Source organism: Bacillus cereus group sp. MG4, assembly GCF_040460055.1.
Classification (GTDB): Bacteria; Bacillota; Bacilli; order Bacillales; family Bacillaceae_G; genus Bacillus_A; species Bacillus_A wiedmannii.
The window spans coordinates 4951839-4971494 of record NZ_JARVGZ010000001.1 but is presented as its reverse complement, the minus strand read 5'-3'; the positions used below and the strand labels follow the sequence as shown (position 1 = coordinate 4971494).

The following is a 19656-nucleotide window of genomic DNA, read 5'->3' as shown; positions in this document are numbered from 1 at the left end:
GAATTCTATAACATCTTTAACTCAGCTGTTAACTTATGAAACGCTTCCTTATCTTGCTTATCCAGCGCTTCATCAATTTGTTTCAAAAGACGTTCTCTTCTAAAAGAAAATACACTTTCTTCTAAAAATCTTTCTGCAAGTAAACGATCTTTTTCATTTACTTCAATATGCTTTGGTAAATACGGGTTTTCTTCTAATACAGCTACATAATTGGCATTTTGAAACGATGATTTAAAATTGAGTTGAATATAAATATCTTCATCTCGATTTAAACGAATATCATGAAACGATTTTTCAGCATCTGTTGTCATAACATTTTGTTTAAAAAAGTGAAACGGTGTGTCTTTCACACAATTCGCGGACATCACTAAACCACGCGGACAATATTTTGCATGCTCTACGAAGTGGACTTTATGCATCAATTGGTCATGACTCATTAAATAATTCAAAATCCATACGCATTCACGCTGTTTCAGTTGGTAATTATTCAAAAACCATTTTACAAAATCCTTCTTCTCGTTTACAGAAACAGGGGTATTCATAGCAATTAAGTCCCTCCTCTGTCTTTCTCTTTTCTTTTTAGATTCAAGAAGCGGTATTCAGTTTCCTTCCAACTTATGAAAAATCCTCTAAATTATATAACAATTCTTCAATATGAATTTGTGTCGGGTCTAGTTGTATTAACTGAGTAAATACTTCTTTCGCCTCTTTTCGCATACCTTCTTCCAATAAGAAATAACCGTACTCTTCCAAGAAGTCTGGATGATTCTTAAAAGAAGTATATGCACTTTCATAGTGTTTTAATGCATCCGAATACATTTCTAATTGTTTTTTTGCAAACGCAAGATCCCAAAGTAGTTGTGTATCTGGTTCTCCGCTATCAATCGCACGCTCTACAACTGCAATTAACTCTTCATATTTTTCCTGTTCTTTTAAGATATACGCATATTTTAATATCGCACCTAAATGTCCTGGATCTAACTCAAGCGCTTTTTGAAGCACTTCCTCTGCTTCCGCTATTTTTCCTAATTTCGCCGCAATGTTCGCTAATTCTACGTAAAATGGTACAGAAAGCTCATCTACTTTAATTCCTTCTTGAAGTGTTTCATAGCTTTCTTGAAGCATTCCTTCTTTTTCATAGCTTTTCGCCAAATACATGTAAAGCGATGCATACTCAGGATCTAATTCTTTTAGTTCTTGCCAAGCACCAATTGCTCGTTGGTATTCTTCACCTTGGTATAACGTGAAGGCATATCCAAATAATGAGTGAATATCTTTTTGTTCCTCTAAACCTGCTTCGTAATAAGAAATCGCTTCTTCCCAATTTCCAATCGCACTTAACGTTTCTCCAAGGCGAAGTGCAATGACAACACCACCCATTACTTTATGTTCCGCTAATAGCGACTCATAATGAGCGATTGCCTTTTGTTCTTCTCCTTTACTACTATATAACTCTGCTAATCCAAACGTAATAACAGGCTCGTCAGGCATCATTTCTTTCGCCTTTAATAGTTTTTGTTCTGCTACATCATCGAAACCTTGCATTTGGAATAAATCCGCAACAAGTAATAACGATTGAACATATAAATCATCATTTTCTGGAATATCATGAAGTACTTCAATCGCTTCATCTTCTTTGTCTAGATCAATATATAATTCTGCTAAAAATACAGTGAATTCACTTTCTTCCGGATACAATAAACGCAAATCTTCTGTAATAGCTAACGCTTCATCCGTAAATCCAAGTGTATGATAATAGCGAGCGATATCATACTTCTCTTCATCATTCGCAATTTTTAATTGTTCTTTTAATAATTGTAATCCTTTTTCCGCTTCACCATTTTCAATATATGATACAGCTTGTTCAAACTTTTGCATAAACGTCTCCTTTAATTCTAACAAATATTATTTTCTGTTCATTTACCCCGATTGGTGCGGGCTAATAATCAGTGAGAGGATAAGCAGCCCCTCACTGATTAAAGTTTCACTTTATCATAAGTAACTAGGTGTACGAACGCAACCTTTAGAATAAGCATACTTCTTCTTGTACTTTCACTCATAACGATTCGAATATGACACCGATACCGCATTACTACTTTCTATTGTACCGTTTTCTTTCATTACCGTGCAAATAACTTCCCTTATTAATTATTAACACGCACGGATCAAGCTTTACAGGCCTTCATTTAAATAAAAAAGACTCCTATATTAGGAGCCTTCACAAACTCTTAAGAGTATGTTTCTTCTTTCTTTACTTGCTCGTTTACAAGCTCTTTCAATAATTCTATAATTTCATCATTTTCTTCTTTCAAACCGACAGTAATACGAATACCATCATGTATACCAAATGCAGCACCAGAACGAACAATATATCCTTTCTTCATTAATCGTTCGAAAGCCTCATTACCAGGAATACCGAGTTTTAAGAAAATGAAATTTGTTTGAGATGGATAATAGAATACGTTATATTCCTTACAAAATGCGTAATATTGATTTAATCCTTCTTCATTTTTTTTCACACATTCTTTTAAAAATACTTGATCTTCTAATGCAGCGAGTGCTACAGCCTGCGCTACAGTCGATGTATTAAATGGTAACCTTGCTACTTCTAGCTGCCCGATTAAATTCGCATTACCAACCGCATATCCGATACGGAAAGCAGCTAAACCATATGCTTTTGAAAACGTGCGTAAAACCATAAGATTTTCATACTTTTCAAGAAGTGGTAATGTTTGCGGATAGTCTTCTGCCCCCGCATATTCATAATATGCTTCGTCCATAATAACGAGCGCTGACTTAGGAACTGATTCTAAAAATGAAAGTAAGTTTTGTTTCTCTACATATGTACCTGTCGGATTATTCGGGTTACAAATCCATACAATCTTCGTTTTATCATCTACTTGCTGTAACATCGCATCTAAATCGTGAATGCCATCTTTAAGTGATACTTCACGAACTTCTGCTCCTTCAATAACAGCATGGTGATGGTATTGCGAGAATGTTGGATTCGCCATTACAACATTTGTTCCTTCATGTAGTAATGCACGGCTAATCATTTGAATGACTTCATCTAATCCACTACCAAATAACAGTTGTTCTGCTTTGACACCTAACTGCTCTGCTACTTTTGTCCGAAGTTCAAATGCATATCCATCTGGATAAAGAGCGTATTGACTTGCTAAAGAAGTTAATGCTTCTGTTACGCGTGCTGAGCAACCGAATGGATTTTCGTTCGATGCTAATTTCACAATTTTTGATAATCCATATTCCCTTTTTACTTCTTCAATATTTTTCCCAGGTACATATGCTCTCAAAGTTAACAATTGCTCTTTCACTCTCATTTTTCTTCCCCCAGTCGTTTTATTCAATTCAATTACAATAAGGTTGTAACCTCTCACTGCAATCGTCTATCTTAACCGTCACTATTACGAGGATACCTTTAAACAAGCACTTCTTAGCTCTTAAACCATATCCTTTTGAAATGCCTCTAACGCAATATGAACAGTCTCATCTGGAATAGATACGACATTCACTACCCCATATTCCTGCATTAACACCATATGAATTGCTCCAGCGTTCGCTTTCTTATCTTGTTTCATTAATTGAACGAGACGCTCTACATTTAAATCACTTGGCATTTTTGGATATCCGTACTTTAAGAACCACTGCTTCATCTCTTCATAAGAAAGATTAACCTTGTACACTTGCTCACTTAAAAATAAGGCAAATAACATTCCAACCGCTACTCCGTCACCGTGAGTAATATTTCCATATCCTAGTTCTTTTTCAAGAGCATGGCCTAACGTATGTCCAAAGTTCAAATGAGCACGTACACCTTTTTCTGTTTCATCTTGCGATACAATGTTTGCCTTTACAGGAATTGCCTTCGTTAATATATGGATTAACTTCTCATCACGAAGATCCGCTAATGTTTGCACTTCTTCTTTTAACCAATGATACAGCTTTACATCACCAATAAGAGCATGTTTTATTACTTCTGCATAACCTGAACGCCACTCTTTTTCAGGAAGAGACTGTAAAAAAGGCGTATGATATACAACTGCTTCTGGTTGATGGAATGCCCCTATCATATTTTTACCTAACGGGTGATTAATTGCTACTTTCCCACCTACTGCGCTATCGTGAGCTAATAAAGTCGTTGGAACTTGAACGAAGCGAATTCCACGCATAAACGACGCAGCAACAAAACCAGCTAAATCTCCAATCATCCCGCCTCCAAGTGCAATAATTAAAGAATTTCTATCTAATTTATTTTCAAGAGCTGACGTATGAGCCGCATAGAAATTTTCAAAAGACTTCTCTTTTTCGCCACTCGGTACGACAAATGAAAATACTTTTTGCTTTATTTGCAATGCATCTACAACTGTCTGTAAATGTAAAGTTGCAACAACTTCATCTGAAATGATCATGATGTTTGATACAGATGGCTGCATGTTTTGAATGATTGTTGTCAAATGTGACAACGATTCTTTTCCTACATGTACATCATATTCTTTTGATTTCGTTTGAATATGTATGTTTCCCATTAAAATCCCCTCGCATATTCATTATGTTTCTCAATATTTTCACGAATAAGGTCCATACGATCTAATCCGAATTGTTCTATTAAAGCTGTCGCTAACTCCCAAGCCACAACCGCTTCTGCAACGACACTAGCTGCTGGCACAGCACAACTATCTGAACGTTCAATGCTCGCTGTAAAAGGCTCTTTCGTTTCAATATCTACACTTTGAAGAGGTTTATATAGTGTAGGGATCGGTTTCATCACACCGCGCACAACAATTGGCATTCCAGTCGTCATACCGCCTTCTAATCCACCTGCATTATTTGTTCTTCGTGTATATCCATGTTCCTCATTCCACAGAATTTCATCATGAACTTCACTTCCCGGTCTATGCGCTGCTTCAAAACCAATTCCAATCTCGACGCCTTTAAAAGCATTAATGCTCATAATTGCAGCTGCTAATTTTGCATCCAGTTTTCGATCATAATGTACATAGCTACCGACCCCAATTGGCATTCCTTCCACAATCACTTCAACGATTCCACCTATTGAATCACCATTTGCTTTCGCATCATCAATTGCTTTCATCATTTGGTTACCTGCTTCTTCATCTAAGCAACGTACAGGTGATGCTTCTGTAATACTTTTTAATTCTTCAATTGAACTATACGTAATTTCCTGAGCCTCAACACCGCCAATTTCAATTACATGGCCCGCCACTGTAATACCAAGTTCTGCTAACACTTTTTTAGCAACCGCACCAGCAGCAACACGCACTGTCGTTTCGCGTGCTGAAGAACGCTCCAGTACATTTCTCATATCTCTATGACCATATTTAATCGCACCATTTAAATCAGCATGCCCAGGTCTTGGTTTTGTTACTTTCCTTTTCATTTCTTTTTCTTCTTGTTCCGTTAAAGGCTCTGCGCCCATAATTTTTGTCCAATGTGCAAAATCACGATTTTCAACAACAAGTGCAATTGGAGAACCTAATGTCTCTCCATGTCTAACACCACTTACAATTTGCACTTGATCTGTTTCAATTTGCATGCGTCTACCACGCCCATGCCCCTTTTGCCTTCTAGCTAACTCTTCATTTATATCATCTGCTACTAAAGGCAGTCCTGCCGGAACACCTTCTATAATCGTTGTAAGTTGTGGACCATGAGATTCACCAGCTGTAATATATCGCATACGTTATTCCTCTTTTCGTATATGTATTTATCCCGCTATATTAAGCAATGATATTATCTTTCCTTACTCTAAAAATATGAAAGTAATTATATATTTGATCAGCCATTCGCTTATTATCCAATAGGCCTTTTACTTTACATATCAATATATCATAACAGCTCTAACTTCGTAACTAATTGCAACAAAAAAAGTGCAAGAAGAATACCCCTATTCTCCTTGCACTTTCTACTATTATCACAGTGATTAAAGCGTTTACAAATTATTTCAAAATAATTAGTAAATCCATTCATTCATTAATTTTGAGTAGTCAACTAATTCTTCTTCCTTAAAGAAAATAGCAATCTCGCGCTCTGCACTTTCTAACGAATCAGAACCATGGATAATGTTTTTCGCAACAGTTACACCGAAATCTCCACGAATTGTTCCAGGAGCTGCTTCATGTGGTCTTGTTTTACCCATCATGTTACGAGCTGTATCTACTACACCTTCACCTTGCCATACCATTGCGAATACAGGTCCAGATGTAATAAAGTCTACTAATTCACCAAAGAAAGGTTTCTCTGTGTGCTCAGCATAGTGTTGTCCAGCAATTTCCGGAGTGACTTGCATTAATTTTGCACCAACTAATTGAAAGCCTTTTTTCTCAAAACGAGCTACGATTTCCCCAATGAAGGCACGTTGTACACCGTCTGGTTTTACCATTAGAAATGTTTTTTCCATAAAAAATCTCTCCACTTCTGAATTATGTATGTAATTGTATATCCCCACACACATATTAACACCCTTATCACAATTGCGCAATAGTTTTGAAATAGAGAGATTATTTTATTTTTTAGAAAAAACACTAAAATTTTCGTTTCCCAATATACTTTGCTACATTTTGTAATGCATACTTCGCTTTTCCACGCGGAAGTGGTTTTATGATTTCTAATGCTTTATGTAAATAACGTTCACTAAACGCAAATGCTTGATCAATAGCGTCACTATTTTTTACAGCCTCAATAATTTCTTTCATTTCGTCCGCTGTTGTATTTTCATGTACAGATGTGATTTTCTTACGAAGCACGGGATCTTCCATAGCGTATAGGGCAGGAAGCGTAATATTCCCTTGTAACAAATCACCACCAGCAGGTTTTCCAAGCTTCTCTTCTGTGGAAACGAAGTCTAAAATATCATCAATAATTTGATACGACATTCCTACAAAATACCCATACCAAAATAGTCGATTTACCGTATCACGATTAGCGCCAGCAGCAATTGCTCCTAGTTGACAACTCGCAGCAATTAATAATGCTGTTTTTCGCTTTATTCTTCTTAAATACGTTCGTAAATTTTGGTCATAATTGTACTTATCTTTAATTTGTTCAATTTCACCTTTACACACTTCTAAAATGGTATGCGATAGCGCCTGATGCGCCTCTGGAATTTCGATATTTGTTATACATTCAAGAGACTTAGCGAACAAATAGTCCCCTGTATACATTGCAATACGATCTCCCCATTTCGCATTCACAGTTGCACTACCACGTCGTAAAAATGCAGCATCAATAACATCATCGTGAACAAGAGAAGCCATATGAATAAGTTCTAACGCAACAGCTACATGCTTAATTGCATCTAACTTATAATCTCCAAATTTTCCCGCAAGCAACACAAATACAGGACGAATTCGCTTCCCACCAGCTTCAATAAGTTGTAATGCCGCCTCTTCTACCAATGGCTGTTCAGAAGCAACTGTCTTTTTTAATTCTTTTTCTATCACATTAATATCCGATCGTAAAAAAGAGTACATAAGTTGTAACTTCATATTGTTCACCTTAACCTAAAACTTCTTTTTTCTATTTTCTATTTTGATTCTGGTTTCATACCTAGATGCATCGCTGCTACCCCAAAAGTAAACGGCTTCACTTGTACACGTTCAAGTCCAGCTTCTTCAAACATATGAGCCAATTCTTTCATACCCGGGAATGTACTAGCAGATTCTTGCAGCCATGAATATTCTTTAAAACTTTTCGCAAATAACTTTCCAAATAACGGCATGATATATTTAAAGTATAAAATATATCCTTGTCGAAAACCAATCATTGTTGGTTGAGATGTTTCTAAACAAATTACTTTTCCACCTGGTTTTACTACACGCGTCATTTCTTTTAATACGTGCATATAATCCGGTACGTTACGTAAACCAAATCCAATCGTTACATAATCAAATGTGTTATCTTCAAATGGAAGTTCCATTGCATTCCCGTGTAAAAGTTCTACTTGTTTTAATTGTAACGCCTCCACCTTTTGCTTACCGACAGATAACATATTTTCACTGAAGTCTAAACCAACAACCTTGCCCTGTTCACCTACCGCTCCAGCTAGCGCAATTGTCCAGTCCGCTGTCCCGCAGCATACATCGAGAGCCTTGTTACCTGGTTTTACATCCATAATGCGCATCGTCTCTTTACGCCACGCTTTATGTCTTTGAAAACTAATGACAGAATTCATCACATCGTATTTATCAGAGATTTTCTCAAATACATCATGTACTCTTTCTTCTTTTGATTGTTGCATGCTCGTACCTTCTTCCAATGTAAAATTGCTTATGTCTTCGATCTATCTCTTAACACAGAGTTTATTTCACTTATATCTGTGTGGTTTTCCAAATATTGATTTTCTTTCTTTCTGAGTTCCATCATCCATCCATGAATAACTCTTTCTGCCTCCGCTTGATCCTTCATAATCCCTTGAACTGCTTGAAAAACAGGTGAATGTTGTTTTTCAGCATGCAGTTCACATTCTTTTTGAAGACGGTTTTTTCCTAGTACATACGTTATAAATGGCTTCCAATGCGATAAATGAAAATGATCACATGTTTTTTGCAAGAGTGCAGACTCAATCGTTACTACACTTTCCATTATGTCATCCATCGTTTCATGCGCTTTTTGATATAACATTATTTTGTGTTCATTAATTTCTTTAATTCCTTCAGCAAGCGCACGAATTAAAACAATATCACGATTCATAGACAGTAAGTAATAATATAACCCGCTATAGTAATCACCAGCAAGCACTGTTAACTGGCGACGTTTATGCGATTCATTTGCTTCTTCCCCTGCTTTATTTGATACTCTTTCATGTGTATCAAGCGCAATTTGCACAAGCATAATCGTTACTACATAATGCTCAATTTGTTCTATATGTAAATTTTCACTTTTTAAAGCACCATATAACAATGCTATTTTTTCTTCATCAATAAATGGTTCTTCAATATAGTTTATAAAATAAGGATGGCGTAATTTCTCCATCAATTTCTCTCTTATACCCGCATACCCTCCGTAGATGTCACACACAAAAATCACCCTTGTTTTCTAATTCATAAAACTTATTATAACACATACATTCTATTTTCTATAACCAAAACTTGGCTACTCTTTCCAAACTTCCACCGAACTAAATAACATCTTCCATTCTTTTTAGTAGTCTTTCTATTCTCACTCTGCCTTGCTAAAACTATATCATTTATTTACATAAAAAAAAAAGAAAAGCAGTTTCCTACTTTTCTTTACTTTGTTTTAATAAAAGATAAAATTTCACTACGTGCCGCTGCATCATTTTCTAACACACCACGTACTGCTGTTGTTACAGTTTTCGCGCCCGGCTTTTTCACACCACGCATCGTCATGCACATATGTTCCGCTTCTACTACTACCATTACACCATGCGGTTCTAGTACTTCCATAATAGAGTTCGCTACTGTTGATGTAATACGTTCTTGCAGTTGTGGACGACGTGCAATTGTATCTACAGTTCGAGCTAATTTACTTAACCCTGTCACTTTTCCGCCTTGCGGAATATATGCAACGTGAGCAACTCCATAGAATGGAACTAAATGATGCTCACACATCGAATAAAACGGTATATCTTTTACTAGTACAAGCTCCTCGTGATCTTCTCCGAACACTTTATGCAAATGTTCTTTCGGATCTTCATGCATACCCGCGAACACTTCTGCGTACATTTTTGCCACACGCTTTGGTGTATCAAGTACTCCCTCACGATTTGGGTCATCTCCGATTGCCTCTAAAATAAGGCGTACTGCATGTTCAATTTGTTCTAAATTAACTTTTGCCATCCGCTAGCCCTCCCGAAAACCTAAAAGTGATACGAACACATTCTAGCATATTTATGTTTTTAAAAGCAAAAAGAAGAGTTCCCAAAAAGGAAACTCTTCTTCCCTGTTAATATGTAAGGATTATTTAACCGCATCTTTTAACGCTTTACCAGGTTTGAATGCAGGTACTTTACTTGCAGCGATTTCAATCTCCTCACCTGTTTGTGGGTTACGACCTTTACGAGCCGCACGCTCACGAACTTCGAAGTTACCGAATCCGATCAGTTGTACTTTATCACCTTGTTTTAAAGCTTCTAAGATAGAATCAAAAACAGCGTCTACTGCTTTTGTTGCGTCCTTTTTAGAAAGGGAACTTGCTTCTGCAACAGCATTGATTAAATCTGTCTTGTTCATGCCATTCACCTCCTCCCAAAGATAAGACTGTATAATGATCATAAAATGAGTCTTACTTTCATTTGTAGGCAATTTTTACAAATTCTATACTACAAAGATGTAGATAAATCATTATCAACGCCTATATTATACGATTCTCCTTTATAATTCAATATTTTTAAGGAAATTGTTACTCTTAAAATGTGAAAATCTGATGAAACTTGACAATTTACAACAATATATTAGATAATGACTGTTTATTTTGCTATTCTATACGCGAAAATCAAAAAAAATCCCTCTACGATGAGAGGGATTTTTTCTTATAATATAATCGCAATTAATCCGCCAGATCCTTCATTAATAATTCTTTCTAGCGTTTCTTTTAATTTATATCTTGCATTTTCTGGCATTAAAGATAGTTTCGCTTGAATGCCTTCTCGAACAATAGAGCTAAGTGAACGTCCGAATATATCAGAATTCCAAATTGATAATGGGTCATCTTCAAAATCCTGCATTAAATAACGAACTAATTCTTCACTTTGCTTTTCAGTACCAATAATTGGCTCAAACGTTGACTCCACATCTACTTTAATCATATGAATAGACGGAGCTACAGCTTTTAGTTTCACACCAAACCTTGAACCGTGACGAATAATTTCTGGCTCATCTAAGCTCATGTCAGCTAACGCAGGCGCTGCTACACCATATCCTGTTTGCTTTACCATACGCAGGGCATCCGCCACTTGATCGTATTCTATTTTCGCATGAGATAAATCGAGCATAAGCTTTAATAAATGATCTTTCCCTCGAATTTCTACTCCTACTACTTCTTTTAAAATTTGATCATATAATTCATCTGGTGCATATAAATCAATCTCTGCTACACCTTGCCCCATATCAATGCCAGCTAAGCTCGCTCGATCAATAAATTCATACTGACTAAACTGCCAAACGACACGGTCCACATCACGAAGACGTTTTATATCCTTCACAGTCTCTTGAACAGCTTCTTGATAACTTTGGCGTAACCAATGCCCTTCATTTAACACCATCACCCAGCTCGGAAGGTTAACATTCACTTCTAAAACCGGGAACTCAAATAAAGCCTCTCGAAGCACATTGTACACATCTGTTTCCCTTAAACTTTCTACACTCATCGCAATGACTGGGATATCATATTCTTCAGATAAACTTTGGCGCAATTGCTCTGTATCTGGATGATACGGCTGTACAGTGTTAATGATCATAATGAAAGGTTTTCCGACTTCTTTTAACTCATTTACTACGCGTTCTTCTGCCTCTATATAATCTCTTCTTGGAATTTCACCAATCGTTCCATCTGTTGTAATTACAACACCAATTGTGGAATGTTCTTGAATTACTTTACGTGTTCCGATTTCTGCAGCTTCATGGAATGGAATAGGTTCTTCATACCAAGGAGTATTAATCATGCGCGGGCCATTCTCATCTTCATAGCCTTTTGCTCCTGGAACCGTATATCCAACGCAATCTACCAATCGAATATTCACTTCAAGACCTTCATCTACTTCGATAGAAACCGCTTGGTTTGGAACAAACTTCGGTTCCGTCGTCATGATTGTACGACCAGCAGCACTTTGAGGCAGTTCATCCTGCGCCCTTTGACGGTCAGACTCATTCTCAATATTAGGAATAACTACAAGTTCCATAAATTTTTTAATAAATGTTGATTTCCCTGTTCGAACAGCTCCTACAACTCCAAAATAAATATCACCGCCTGTGCGTTCCGCAATATCTTTAAAAATATCTACCTTTTCCAAGTGATTCCCTCCCTCAATATTTTTGGGAATAATTCCACATTTATAGTCAACTAATACCTTCTCTAACGTTGCCTATAATATCTGATATAATATAATGGTATTCTAGAAGTTCGGACAATATATCATATAATTTTGTCCAATTTCATATGACTATTAAAAAATACCTTTTGTTTGCATCGCAAGTTGTGTAACATAAAAAACCTTTCTTCTAGAACTTATTCACTAAAAGAAAGGTTCATGACTTATGATTTTAAAAAAATTGGTTCTCCATTCTTTACCGTATACGGTAAAGAATACGCAGGTACAAATGGAGAATCTTTCGAAAGTATATTCCGAATATCTTCCCCTTCCTTAAATTGCCCTTCATTTTTTTTCAACGCTTCATATAAATCGATTCGATAATCAACATAAATTTCTCCCTTTTCATTGATTACAAAAGGAAGCCCTTTACCAGAATACGGACTTGTCGCTTGCGGCACATCTTTATATCCTAGTTTTTTGAAATCTAATTCATACACACCATCTGAAATTACCTTTTTAAAAGGCGGATATTGATGTTCATCCCGATACATCCTAAGCTTTAATGATAATTCCTGGATTTGTTCAGCCATCCTAACATCAATTAACTTTACTGTCGGGTTTGTTTCAACGTCTATTAATACGTATTGGTATACTCCTCCGCTTTCATACGCATTTCCTGGCGCTTCTTGTATGTAACGCGGAGCAATCTTTTGAAAATCGATTGGATACTTTTGATAAATAGGCGTACTCATATCCCGCGTCTTAATTGGCAATATCCCCTCATTTTGCTCCTTAAATGTCACTACAGCTTTTTGAACAACCTGTATCTGATCTTCATAAGGAACGGCATTTTGTTTCATATTTTCTTTCGGATACAGACATCCTGTTAAAAGGCTCATACAACAAAATATTAAAATAATATGGACTTTTTTCACTAGCAATCACCTTTTCATACTAATATAACTTGCTCCGTATGTAGCATTTTCGAGACCATTCCCTTTACTGCTGTACAGGTCCACTAAATACAACAAGAAAAATAACAATTCCTGACACAATCATAAGGGTGTACGCTACTAACGCTGTAATCCCTTTCAAAAATTTATTCTTTATTTTGTATCTACTTAGTAAAATAAAACTTACTGCAAAAAACATAAATCCAATTGCTCCTAAAGCAAACCACATTTTTATGAGCCCTTCTGACATATACACACCCCTTTTTATTAATCTATTTTTATACTATTTTAACAAATTAAAATCTTTAAACAAATACTAAAAGAACATTTCACTAAAAATTACGAATATATAACTTTAATCAACAGGTTTTTTCGCATCTTCCACTAATCTAAATAAAAATAAAACCGAAGCGAGTGTATCTCTCGCTTCGGTTGACCAAATATGCCCAAAACAGCTCTATTCCCATACTTTCATGGCTATCATATGCAATCTACAAACTCTTTGTTTCTTATATCTTATTTTTTAAACATTTTGCTTAACGAACCAAAATCAGCGGGCATATTATTGTTAATAATCGCTTTTACAATTTGATCCTCTTGTTCTTTCGGCACTTCACGTCCTGCCATAAGAGCCACTTGATGAATCAATTGACGAAGCACAGTCTCATCACGTAAATTCGCATTCTGTACAGATGATGCTAATTTAAAAATATCTTCTTTATTCACTTTCGCTTCTTTTTCAATGTTATTAAAAATGTTATTATCCATTCTTTTCACCCTCTCCTCAAGTTACTCTTCATCCTATGCAAAATTAAAAAAATGGTGAAAAGACCCATAAAAATAAAAAGCGACAGAAGTACAAATGTACTTCTGTCGCTTTTCTTTAAAGTAAGTCAGGTATAGCTTCCACTTCATGTTTTCGAACACGTCCCATTAATGAGCCTACTGCATCTTTCACATTATTCCCATTGAATAGCACGTCATATAAGGCAGCTGTAATCGGCATTTCAACTTCCATTTTCTCTGCTAATTCGTGAGCAGCTTTCGTTGTTCTTACACCTTCTACAACCATACCCATGCTTTCTAACACCTCTTCTAAAGAGTGTCCTTTTCCAAGCATATTTCCAGCGCGCCAATTTCGGCTATGAACACTTGTACAAGTTACAATTAAGTCTCCCATACCAGTTAGACCAGCAAACGTTAATGGATTGCCGCCCATTTTTCTTCCTAAACGAGCAATCTCCGTTAAACCACGTGTCATTAATGCCGCTTTCGCATTATCACCTAATCCAAGTCCATCAGTTATCCCAGCAGCTAATGCGATAATATTTTTTAACGCACCACCAAGCTCAACTCCAACGATATCTGGATTTGTGTATACACGGAAGTAACTATTCATAAACAAATCTTGTACTTCCTCAGCCGCTTCCATACGCTTTGCTGCAGACGTAACAGTTGTCGCTTGACGTAAACCAACTTCTTCAGCATGACTCGGTCCAGATAGTACAACAACATCTTTAATCAAGTCCTCTGGAATTTCTTCCTCAATCACTTCCGAAATACGTTTTGATGTACCAGGTTCAATCCCTTTACTTGCATGAATCCAAGTAGTCGGACCTGCTACATATTTCTTCATATCTTGTAATACCTCTCTATACGCTTTCGTTGGTACTACAAGAAGTACTACATTTACATCTACTAACGCTTCTTCTAAAGAAGAGTAGGCTGCGATTGTGCTTGGCAATGTAATTCCTGGAAGATATCGACTATTCTCATGTTTTGTATTAATCTCATCCATAAGTTCAAAACGATTTCCCCAAATACGTACATCATGTCCATTGTCAGCTAATACCATCGCTAACGCTGTTCCCCAGCTACCTGCTCCAACTACTGTGATTTTTGTCATAAAATCACATCCTCTCCATTAGTCTCTTGCTCTAGCGATAATGTGAATCGGCGTTCCTACAAAACCGAACGCTTCACGTAAACGATTCTTTAAGAAGCGCTCATATGAAAAGTGCATTAATTCTGTATCGTTTACAAATATAACAAATGTTGGTGGTTTTACCGCAACCTGTGTCGCATAGAAGATTTTCAGACGGCTACCATTATGAGTTGGTGTTGGATTCATCGCTACCGCATCCATAATTACATCATTTAATACGTTCGTTTGAATACGGATACTATGGCTTTCATTTACTTCATTAATAACTGGTAATAATGTTTGTGTACGTTTTTTCGTTTTCGCAGATAAGAATACAATCGGTGCGTACTCTAAAAATTGGAAATGAGCACGGATGTTTTCTTCAAATGCTTTCATTGTTTTTTCATCTTTTTTCACTGCATCCCATTTGTTTACGACGATAATAACAGCACGTCCTGAATCATGAGCATATCCAGCAATTTTTTTATCCTGTTCAATAATTCCTTCTTCTCCGTCTAAAACGACTAAAACAACGTCAGAACGTTCAATCGCTCTAAGCGCACGAAGTACACTATACTTTTCTGTACTTTCGTATACTTTCCCTTTTTTACGCATACCAGCTGTATCGATGATTACATAATCTTGACCATCTTTACTATATGGTGTATCAACAGCATCACGTGTCGTTCCCGCTATATTACTTACAATTACACGTTCTTGACCAAGAAGTGCATTTACAAGTGATGATTTCCCTACATTTGGACGTCCAATTAAAGAGAAACGGATTGTTTCATCATCATACGCTTCTTCTTCAATCTTTGGAAAATGATTTGCAGCTTCATCTAACAAATCACCAAGTCCTAAACCGTGTGTACCTGAAATCGGGAATGGCTCGCCAAATCCTAATGCATAAAAATCATAAATATCACTACGCATTTCTGGATTATCAACCTTATTTACCGCAAGTACAATTGGTTTTTTAGAACGATATAAAATTTTAGCAACTTCTTCATCTGCTGCAGTTACACCATCGCGACCATTCGTCATAAAAATGATAACATCTGCTTCATCAATCGCTACTTCCGCTTGTTGACGAATTTGTGTCAAGAACGGCTCGTCTCCAATATCAATTCCACCTGTATCAATAATGTTAAATTCATGATTTAACCATTCTCCCGCACTATAAATACGGTCTCGCGTTATACCTGGTATATCTTCTACGATTGAAACTCTTTCTCCAACAATTCTATTGAAAATAGTAGATTTTCCTACGTTCGGGCGGCCTACTATTGCTATTACTGGTTTCGGCATATACTTTCATCCTTTCAACTTGCTTCTGTTTATTATGTAAAAAACCCTTCTTTGTGCAAGAAGGGATTTGCATTCCAGAATATTTCTCAGCGTATCAAAACACCTCACATTATACCACACGTTACTAATGTTTCACAATAATATATACATTCTCTTGTAAGCGATGCGCAATACCATCTAAAATTGCCTCTAAATTATTTGCAACAAATTCTAACTCATCTGTCGATTCACAAGTAAACAAAGGGGCACCACCAGCAAATTTTTCCGGCGTTGTTGTAATAACCGCGAGAATTACACTTTCTAACATCATCTTTTATCTCCCCTTCCTTTCGGGGCTTCCGATGACATATGAACAGCACTTTCTAACGTCGGCACATTCCCTATGACACCTATCGCTTTCTCTGCATCTTGATCTTGTGGCAAGACAAAAATCCCAACCCTACCATCTTCTAAATCACGCTTTGCCAACGGCACAAGCGCTGGCGTACCAGAATCTCTATAAATCCCTAAAGCAACAGAAACATCATGTAAAATAGCTTGTCGTTGTCCTAAGTTTGAGATTGTCACCATCGCATCAATTGTTTTCGGCCTTAAAATAAAGCCCATTCCATATTTCATAATTTCCTCTTGCCTTGCTGGTAATCCAATATTCATAATGTAAATATTATCAATATACAGCCCCGCTCCTTCAAAACGAAGTGGAACATGCTCGATATCAACAAGATCATGTAACCTTCTGCCAGACATTAATTGTTTCGCGATAATAAATGCGATTATAGCCATAATTACTCCAGCAATCCATGAATGGAATCCTATATACGCAAACGTCGTTGCAAACGACGTTAACATCGCCAAATAGTTTCGACTTTCAAAAACTAATGCAATCCCTTCAATATATGTATTTCCACGCGGTACGAGCTCATATCCATCTAATTGTTGAAGGGTATTTCTTTCCATATTACGCACATCACGAAACTGTGTTGCTGCTAATGTAAGAAATGTAATAGCAGAAAAATCTTTTTTCAAAATTGACGGAATTGCAATCGCTCCTAAAGCCGCTGCAATTAACCCCATCGCAACGTGAATAATTTTCCCGTGGAGCCTCGTCGGATATTGACGCGTATCTGTCCGGAGCATTAGCACTCTCGTTACTGTCCCCGCTATTACTCCGCATAAAATGGCCGGTGTATATTCAGTCATGTATTACCCTCGCCTTTCTTTTACGTGATTTCCTCTTGAACTGTTCCATGTATACTGATGCTTTTGCAATCCAAAACAAAATTGCCATGAAAAATGTAGCAACGGCGACGATATCAAAAAACGCTAAACTTCCGTAATCATAAGGGAAATGTAGTTTTCGAAAAATAAGTGTCACTAACAATTCCCCCTGTAACATTCCTATATAAAGAGAACATAATCGTAATATGCGATCCTCATGCAATAAAACCGATGCATACACAAGAGCACCACTTACCAAAAACAACCTGTCCACCACAATCCAAATCGGATCATATACTTCTAACAAATGAAAACTTGTATATAACATTGCAATAATAAGTGCCGAAAGTAAGCTATATAATTTTTTCCAAATAGAATATAGTGCGATTCCTATAAAAGCAACAATACAAAGCAAAAGTGCATTTACTGATACCGTGAATGAAGCAATCGTTACATGTAACGGAGAGCAAATAATAAAAATCAATATACAAGCGCTTATCTTCCACCGCATAGAGTCCTTTTTCATAAAAAAAGTTACAACAATCCACCCTATCCAAGCTAAAAAATAAAAAGTACTCCCTTCCATCATTTCACCTCCTATGTTTTCCATTATGGGAACTTTTTATGAAAGTTAATCCACTTTCTTCGCGCATAGTTTTTTCATATAACAGCAACACTTTTAATAAGGAGGTGCTATTCATTATGGGTAAAGATCGTCAAGAACGAAAACTAAGAGAATCACGACGCGTTGAATCTGATCGTGACCAATCACTACAATATCCGGGTGCAACTGGACTGGATACACCAGAGCAAGCCCGAAAACAAAATCAGCACTAATGAACACAAAAAGACGGTTTCGATATTGTACGAAACCGTCTTTTATATAATTATTTTAATGATTTTTATTTATATCAAAATAACATTTAACATCCGAATTTTTCTATGGTTTATTTTTATCTCTACCTATTTTTCCTTTACGAAATTAAACCCTCCCCAATAATTCAGTAGAAAACTATCTACATTTTCCAGCCTCGTTTTCAGTCGCAACTTGCACAAGATAGTGTTTATATAAGAATAATTTTATTTTGATAGAATATTAATTCCATTCCTCACCTTATATTAATAAAACGAACAAAAACAAAAAAATCAACCAAACGGTTGATTTTTTTATCTTCTACTATAATGCGTCGTATCAATACCACGCTGCGTTAACCAATGATACGTTTCGCCCTTTACAACAAGAGGTACAGCCTGTAACTCTTCTATCGTCTTTGCACCAAGAGCTGTCATAATAAATTTCAAATCTGTATGTAAAAGATCAATTTCATCCACTAGCTTCTCGATACCATCTTGCATTAAAATACGTAAAAAGTATCCAGCAAACGCAGTTGTATTCGCCCCTAATGCGATTGCTTTCGCTACGTCAAGCGCTGTTTGTATACCCCCAGATGCAATAAAAGAGAGGTTATTATTTGTAGAGGTTGCTTCAATAATCGAGGTTGCTGTTCGTATGCCCCAGTTATTAAAATAAGAAAGCATTCGCTGTCTTCTTTCATTTTCAACAGCAGCAAAATTTGTACCACCTTGTCCACCAATATCAATTGCCGTTACACCTATGCTCGCTAACTGTTGTACGGTTTCCTTACTCATCCCAAATCCAACTTCTTTCACAATGACAGGAACTTTACTATTTAATACAATTTTCTCAATGCGCTGAAGTACACCAGTAAAGTCACGGTCTCCTTCTGGCATCGTTAACTCTTGTATGACATTTAAATGAATTTGCAATGCATTCGCTTCAATCATATCAACGGCACGCTCTGCTTGTTCGATAGTTGCCTCACTACCTAAATTAGCAAAGAAAACACCATTTGGGTTTACCTTTCTAATAATCGTATAAGAAGCAGCCTCACTTTCATCTTTTAACGCCGCCATTTGCGACCCTACAGCCATAGCAAGATTATGATGTTTCGCTACATATGCTAATTGCTCATTAATATGTAACGTTTTCTCTCCCCCACCACCAGTCATCGCATTGATAAAAATCGGCGAACTTAGTGAAAGTTCGCCGATTTTTGTTTCACATGTTATTGTGTCATAACTTGAATTTGGCAATCCTTGATGCACAAAATCAATATCATGAAAGCCATGCGTACGAGACTGACCAGTAGAAAGAGCGTATTCAATATGATCTAATTTACGTTTTGCCCTTACCACTT

General features: G+C 36.5%; 22 protein-coding genes. 1 reads left to right on the top strand and 21 read right to left on the bottom strand.

Annotated elements, in window-relative coordinates; all coding sequences use genetic code 11:
- Positions 1–5: 5 nt before the first annotated feature.
- The 20 genes from QCI41_RS26265 to QCI41_RS26170 form a co-directional block, all read right to left on the bottom strand.
- A complete protein-coding gene (locus QCI41_RS26265; RefSeq protein WP_001095922.1) occupies positions 6–542 on the bottom strand; it encodes a ReoY family proteolytic degradation factor in 537 nt (178 codons plus the stop codon).
- Between the two features lie 73 nt (positions 543–615).
- Positions 616–1878 (bottom strand): tetratricopeptide repeat protein, encoded by a 1263-nt coding sequence (locus QCI41_RS26260; RefSeq protein ID WP_353836292.1) that lies wholly within the window; start codon positions 1876–1878, stop codon positions 616–618.
- Positions 1879–2228: 350 nt separating this feature from the next.
- Positions 2229–3341: a histidinol-phosphate transaminase gene (hisC, locus tag QCI41_RS26255; RefSeq protein WP_353836293.1), complete on the bottom strand. Its 1113-nt coding sequence runs from the start codon at positions 3339–3341 to the stop codon at positions 2229–2231.
- 120 nt (positions 3342–3461) lie between these two features.
- Complete coding sequence (aroB, locus tag QCI41_RS26250) at positions 3462–4547, bottom strand: 3-dehydroquinate synthase (protein ID WP_064473268.1); 1086 nt, start codon at positions 4545–4547, stop codon at positions 3462–3464.
- A complete protein-coding gene (gene aroC / locus QCI41_RS26245) occupies positions 4547–5719 on the bottom strand; it encodes a chorismate synthase (protein ID WP_001269357.1) in 1173 nt (390 codons plus the stop codon). Before aroC ends, aroB begins: the two co-directional genes overlap by 1 nt.
- 273 nt (positions 5720–5992) lie before the next feature.
- Entirely contained in the window at positions 5993–6439 is a 447-nt protein-coding gene (gene ndk / locus QCI41_RS26240) for a nucleoside-diphosphate kinase (protein WP_000415885.1), read from the bottom strand.
- A 124-nt stretch (positions 6440–6563) separates the two neighbouring features.
- Positions 6564–7526, bottom strand: coding sequence for a heptaprenyl diphosphate synthase component II (gene hepT / locus QCI41_RS26235; RefSeq protein ID WP_353836294.1), 963 nt, complete (start codon positions 7524–7526; stop codon positions 6564–6566).
- A gap of 38 nt (positions 7527–7564) precedes the next feature.
- Entirely contained in the window at positions 7565–8278 is a 714-nt protein-coding gene (gene menG / locus QCI41_RS26230; protein ID WP_001187660.1) for a 2-heptaprenyl-1,4-naphthoquinone methyltransferase, read from the bottom strand.
- A gap of 29 nt (positions 8279–8307) precedes the next feature.
- Positions 8308–9057: a heptaprenyl diphosphate synthase component 1 gene (locus tag QCI41_RS26225; RefSeq protein WP_353836295.1), complete on the bottom strand. Its 750-nt coding sequence runs from the start codon at positions 9055–9057 to the stop codon at positions 8308–8310.
- A 212-nt stretch (positions 9058–9269) separates the two neighbouring features.
- Positions 9270–9839, bottom strand: a complete 570-nt coding sequence (gene folE / locus QCI41_RS26220; protein ID WP_001151478.1) for a GTP cyclohydrolase I FolE — start codon at positions 9837–9839, stop codon at positions 9270–9272.
- 120 nt (positions 9840–9959) lie between these two features.
- On the bottom strand, positions 9960–10232 hold the full coding sequence (locus QCI41_RS26215) for an HU family DNA-binding protein (RefSeq protein WP_001043860.1): 273 nt from the start codon (positions 10230–10232) through the stop codon (positions 9960–9962).
- Between the two features lie 299 nt (positions 10233–10531).
- Positions 10532–12010 (bottom strand): stage IV sporulation protein A, encoded by a 1479-nt coding sequence (gene spoIVA, locus QCI41_RS26210; RefSeq protein WP_000416519.1) that lies wholly within the window; start codon positions 12008–12010, stop codon positions 10532–10534.
- 242 nt (positions 12011–12252) lie between these two features.
- Positions 12253–12966 carry a hypothetical protein gene (locus QCI41_RS26205; RefSeq protein WP_353836296.1) on the bottom strand — a complete coding sequence of 238 codons (714 nt, stop codon included), beginning with the start codon at positions 12964–12966 and terminating at the stop codon, positions 12253–12255.
- Positions 12967–13030: 64 nt separating this feature from the next.
- Positions 13031–13234, bottom strand: coding sequence for a DUF2768 domain-containing protein (locus QCI41_RS26200; RefSeq protein WP_001288995.1), 204 nt, complete (start codon positions 13232–13234; stop codon positions 13031–13033).
- A 266-nt stretch (positions 13235–13500) separates the two neighbouring features.
- Positions 13501–13752 carry a stage VI sporulation protein F gene (locus tag QCI41_RS26195; protein WP_000369753.1) on the bottom strand — a complete coding sequence of 84 codons (252 nt, stop codon included), beginning with the start codon at positions 13750–13752 and terminating at the stop codon, positions 13501–13503.
- A gap of 115 nt (positions 13753–13867) precedes the next feature.
- A complete protein-coding gene (locus tag QCI41_RS26190; RefSeq protein ID WP_353836297.1) occupies positions 13868–14890 on the bottom strand; it encodes an NAD(P)H-dependent glycerol-3-phosphate dehydrogenase in 1023 nt (340 codons plus the stop codon).
- 18 nt (positions 14891–14908) lie between these two features.
- A complete protein-coding gene (gene der, locus QCI41_RS26185; protein ID WP_001125888.1) occupies positions 14909–16219 on the bottom strand; it encodes a ribosome biogenesis GTPase Der in 1311 nt (436 codons plus the stop codon).
- A gap of 124 nt (positions 16220–16343) precedes the next feature.
- Positions 16344–16529, bottom strand: coding sequence for a capping complex subunit for YIEGIA (locus tag QCI41_RS26180; RefSeq protein WP_000979052.1), 186 nt, complete (start codon positions 16527–16529; stop codon positions 16344–16346).
- The gene (locus QCI41_RS26175; protein WP_353836298.1) at positions 16526–17419 is read right to left on the bottom strand and encodes a YIEGIA family protein; all 894 of its coding nucleotides are present in this window, start codon (positions 17417–17419) and stop codon (positions 16526–16528) included. The genes QCI41_RS26180 and QCI41_RS26175 overlap by 4 nt, the downstream gene beginning before the upstream one ends.
- The gene (locus QCI41_RS26170; protein WP_046955225.1) at positions 17412–18023 is read right to left on the bottom strand and encodes a YphA family membrane protein; all 612 of its coding nucleotides are present in this window, start codon (positions 18021–18023) and stop codon (positions 17412–17414) included. The genes QCI41_RS26175 and QCI41_RS26170 overlap by 8 nt, the downstream gene beginning before the upstream one ends.
- A gap of 116 nt (positions 18024–18139) precedes the next feature.
- Here QCI41_RS26170 and QCI41_RS26165 point away from each other — a divergent pair, with 116 nt between their 5' ends.
- Positions 18140–18274: a YpzI family protein gene (locus tag QCI41_RS26165; protein ID WP_000513900.1), complete on the top strand. Its 135-nt coding sequence runs from the start codon at positions 18140–18142 to the stop codon at positions 18272–18274.
- 330 nt (positions 18275–18604) lie between these two features.
- On the opposite strand, the gene QCI41_RS26160 is transcribed toward QCI41_RS26165, so the two are convergent.
- A complete protein-coding gene (locus QCI41_RS26160) occupies positions 18605–19654 on the bottom strand; it encodes a type 2 isopentenyl-diphosphate Delta-isomerase (RefSeq protein ID WP_000251026.1) in 1050 nt (349 codons plus the stop codon).
- Between the last annotated feature and the right edge of the window lie 2 nt (positions 19655–19656).

Excerpts from the sequence above, each read along its gene's own strand:
- QCI41_RS26265 (WP_001095922.1), bottom strand. The coding sequence starts at position 542 with ATGAATACCCCTGTTTCTGTAAACGAGAAGAAGGATTTTGTAAAATGG.
- QCI41_RS26260 (WP_353836292.1), bottom strand. The coding sequence starts at position 1,878 with ATGCAAAAGTTTGAACAAGCTGTATCATATATTGAAAATGGTGAAGCG.
- hisC (WP_353836293.1), bottom strand. The coding sequence starts at position 3,341 with ATGAGAGTGAAAGAGCAATTGTTAACTTTGAGAGCATATGTACCTGGG.
- aroB (WP_064473268.1), bottom strand. The coding sequence starts at position 4,547 with ATGGGAAACATACATATTCAAACGAAATCAAAAGAATATGATGTACAT.
- aroC (WP_001269357.1), bottom strand. The coding sequence starts at position 5,719 with ATGCGATATATTACAGCTGGTGAATCTCATGGTCCACAACTTACAACG.
- ndk (WP_000415885.1), bottom strand. The coding sequence starts at position 6,439 with ATGGAAAAAACATTTCTAATGGTAAAACCAGACGGTGTACAACGTGCC.
- hepT (WP_353836294.1), bottom strand. The coding sequence starts at position 7,526 with ATGAAGTTACAACTTATGTACTCTTTTTTACGATCGGATATTAATGTG.
- menG (WP_001187660.1), bottom strand. The coding sequence starts at position 8,278 with ATGCAACAATCAAAAGAAGAAAGAGTACATGATGTATTTGAGAAAATC.
- folE (WP_001151478.1), bottom strand. The coding sequence starts at position 9,839 with ATGGCAAAAGTTAATTTAGAACAAATTGAACATGCAGTACGCCTTATT.
- QCI41_RS26215 (WP_001043860.1), bottom strand. The coding sequence starts at position 10,232 with ATGAACAAGACAGATTTAATCAATGCTGTTGCAGAAGCAAGTTCCCTT.
- QCI41_RS26200 (WP_001288995.1), bottom strand. The coding sequence starts at position 13,234 with ATGTCAGAAGGGCTCATAAAAATGTGGTTTGCTTTAGGAGCAATTGGA.
- QCI41_RS26195 (WP_000369753.1), bottom strand. The coding sequence starts at position 13,752 with ATGGATAATAACATTTTTAATAACATTGAAAAAGAAGCGAAAGTGAAT.
- QCI41_RS26190 (WP_353836297.1), bottom strand. The coding sequence starts at position 14,890 with ATGACAAAAATCACAGTAGTTGGAGCAGGTAGCTGGGGAACAGCGTTA.
- der (WP_001125888.1), bottom strand. The coding sequence starts at position 16,219 with ATGCCGAAACCAGTAATAGCAATAGTAGGCCGCCCGAACGTAGGAAAA.
- QCI41_RS26180 (WP_000979052.1), bottom strand. The coding sequence starts at position 16,529 with ATGATGTTAGAAAGTGTAATTCTCGCGGTTATTACAACAACGCCGGAA.
- QCI41_RS26175 (WP_353836298.1), bottom strand. The coding sequence starts at position 17,419 with ATGACTGAATATACACCGGCCATTTTATGCGGAGTAATAGCGGGGACA.
- QCI41_RS26170 (WP_046955225.1), bottom strand. The coding sequence starts at position 18,023 with ATGGAAGGGAGTACTTTTTATTTTTTAGCTTGGATAGGGTGGATTGTT.
- QCI41_RS26165 (WP_000513900.1), top strand. The coding sequence starts at position 18,140 with ATGGGTAAAGATCGTCAAGAACGAAAACTAAGAGAATCACGACGCGTT.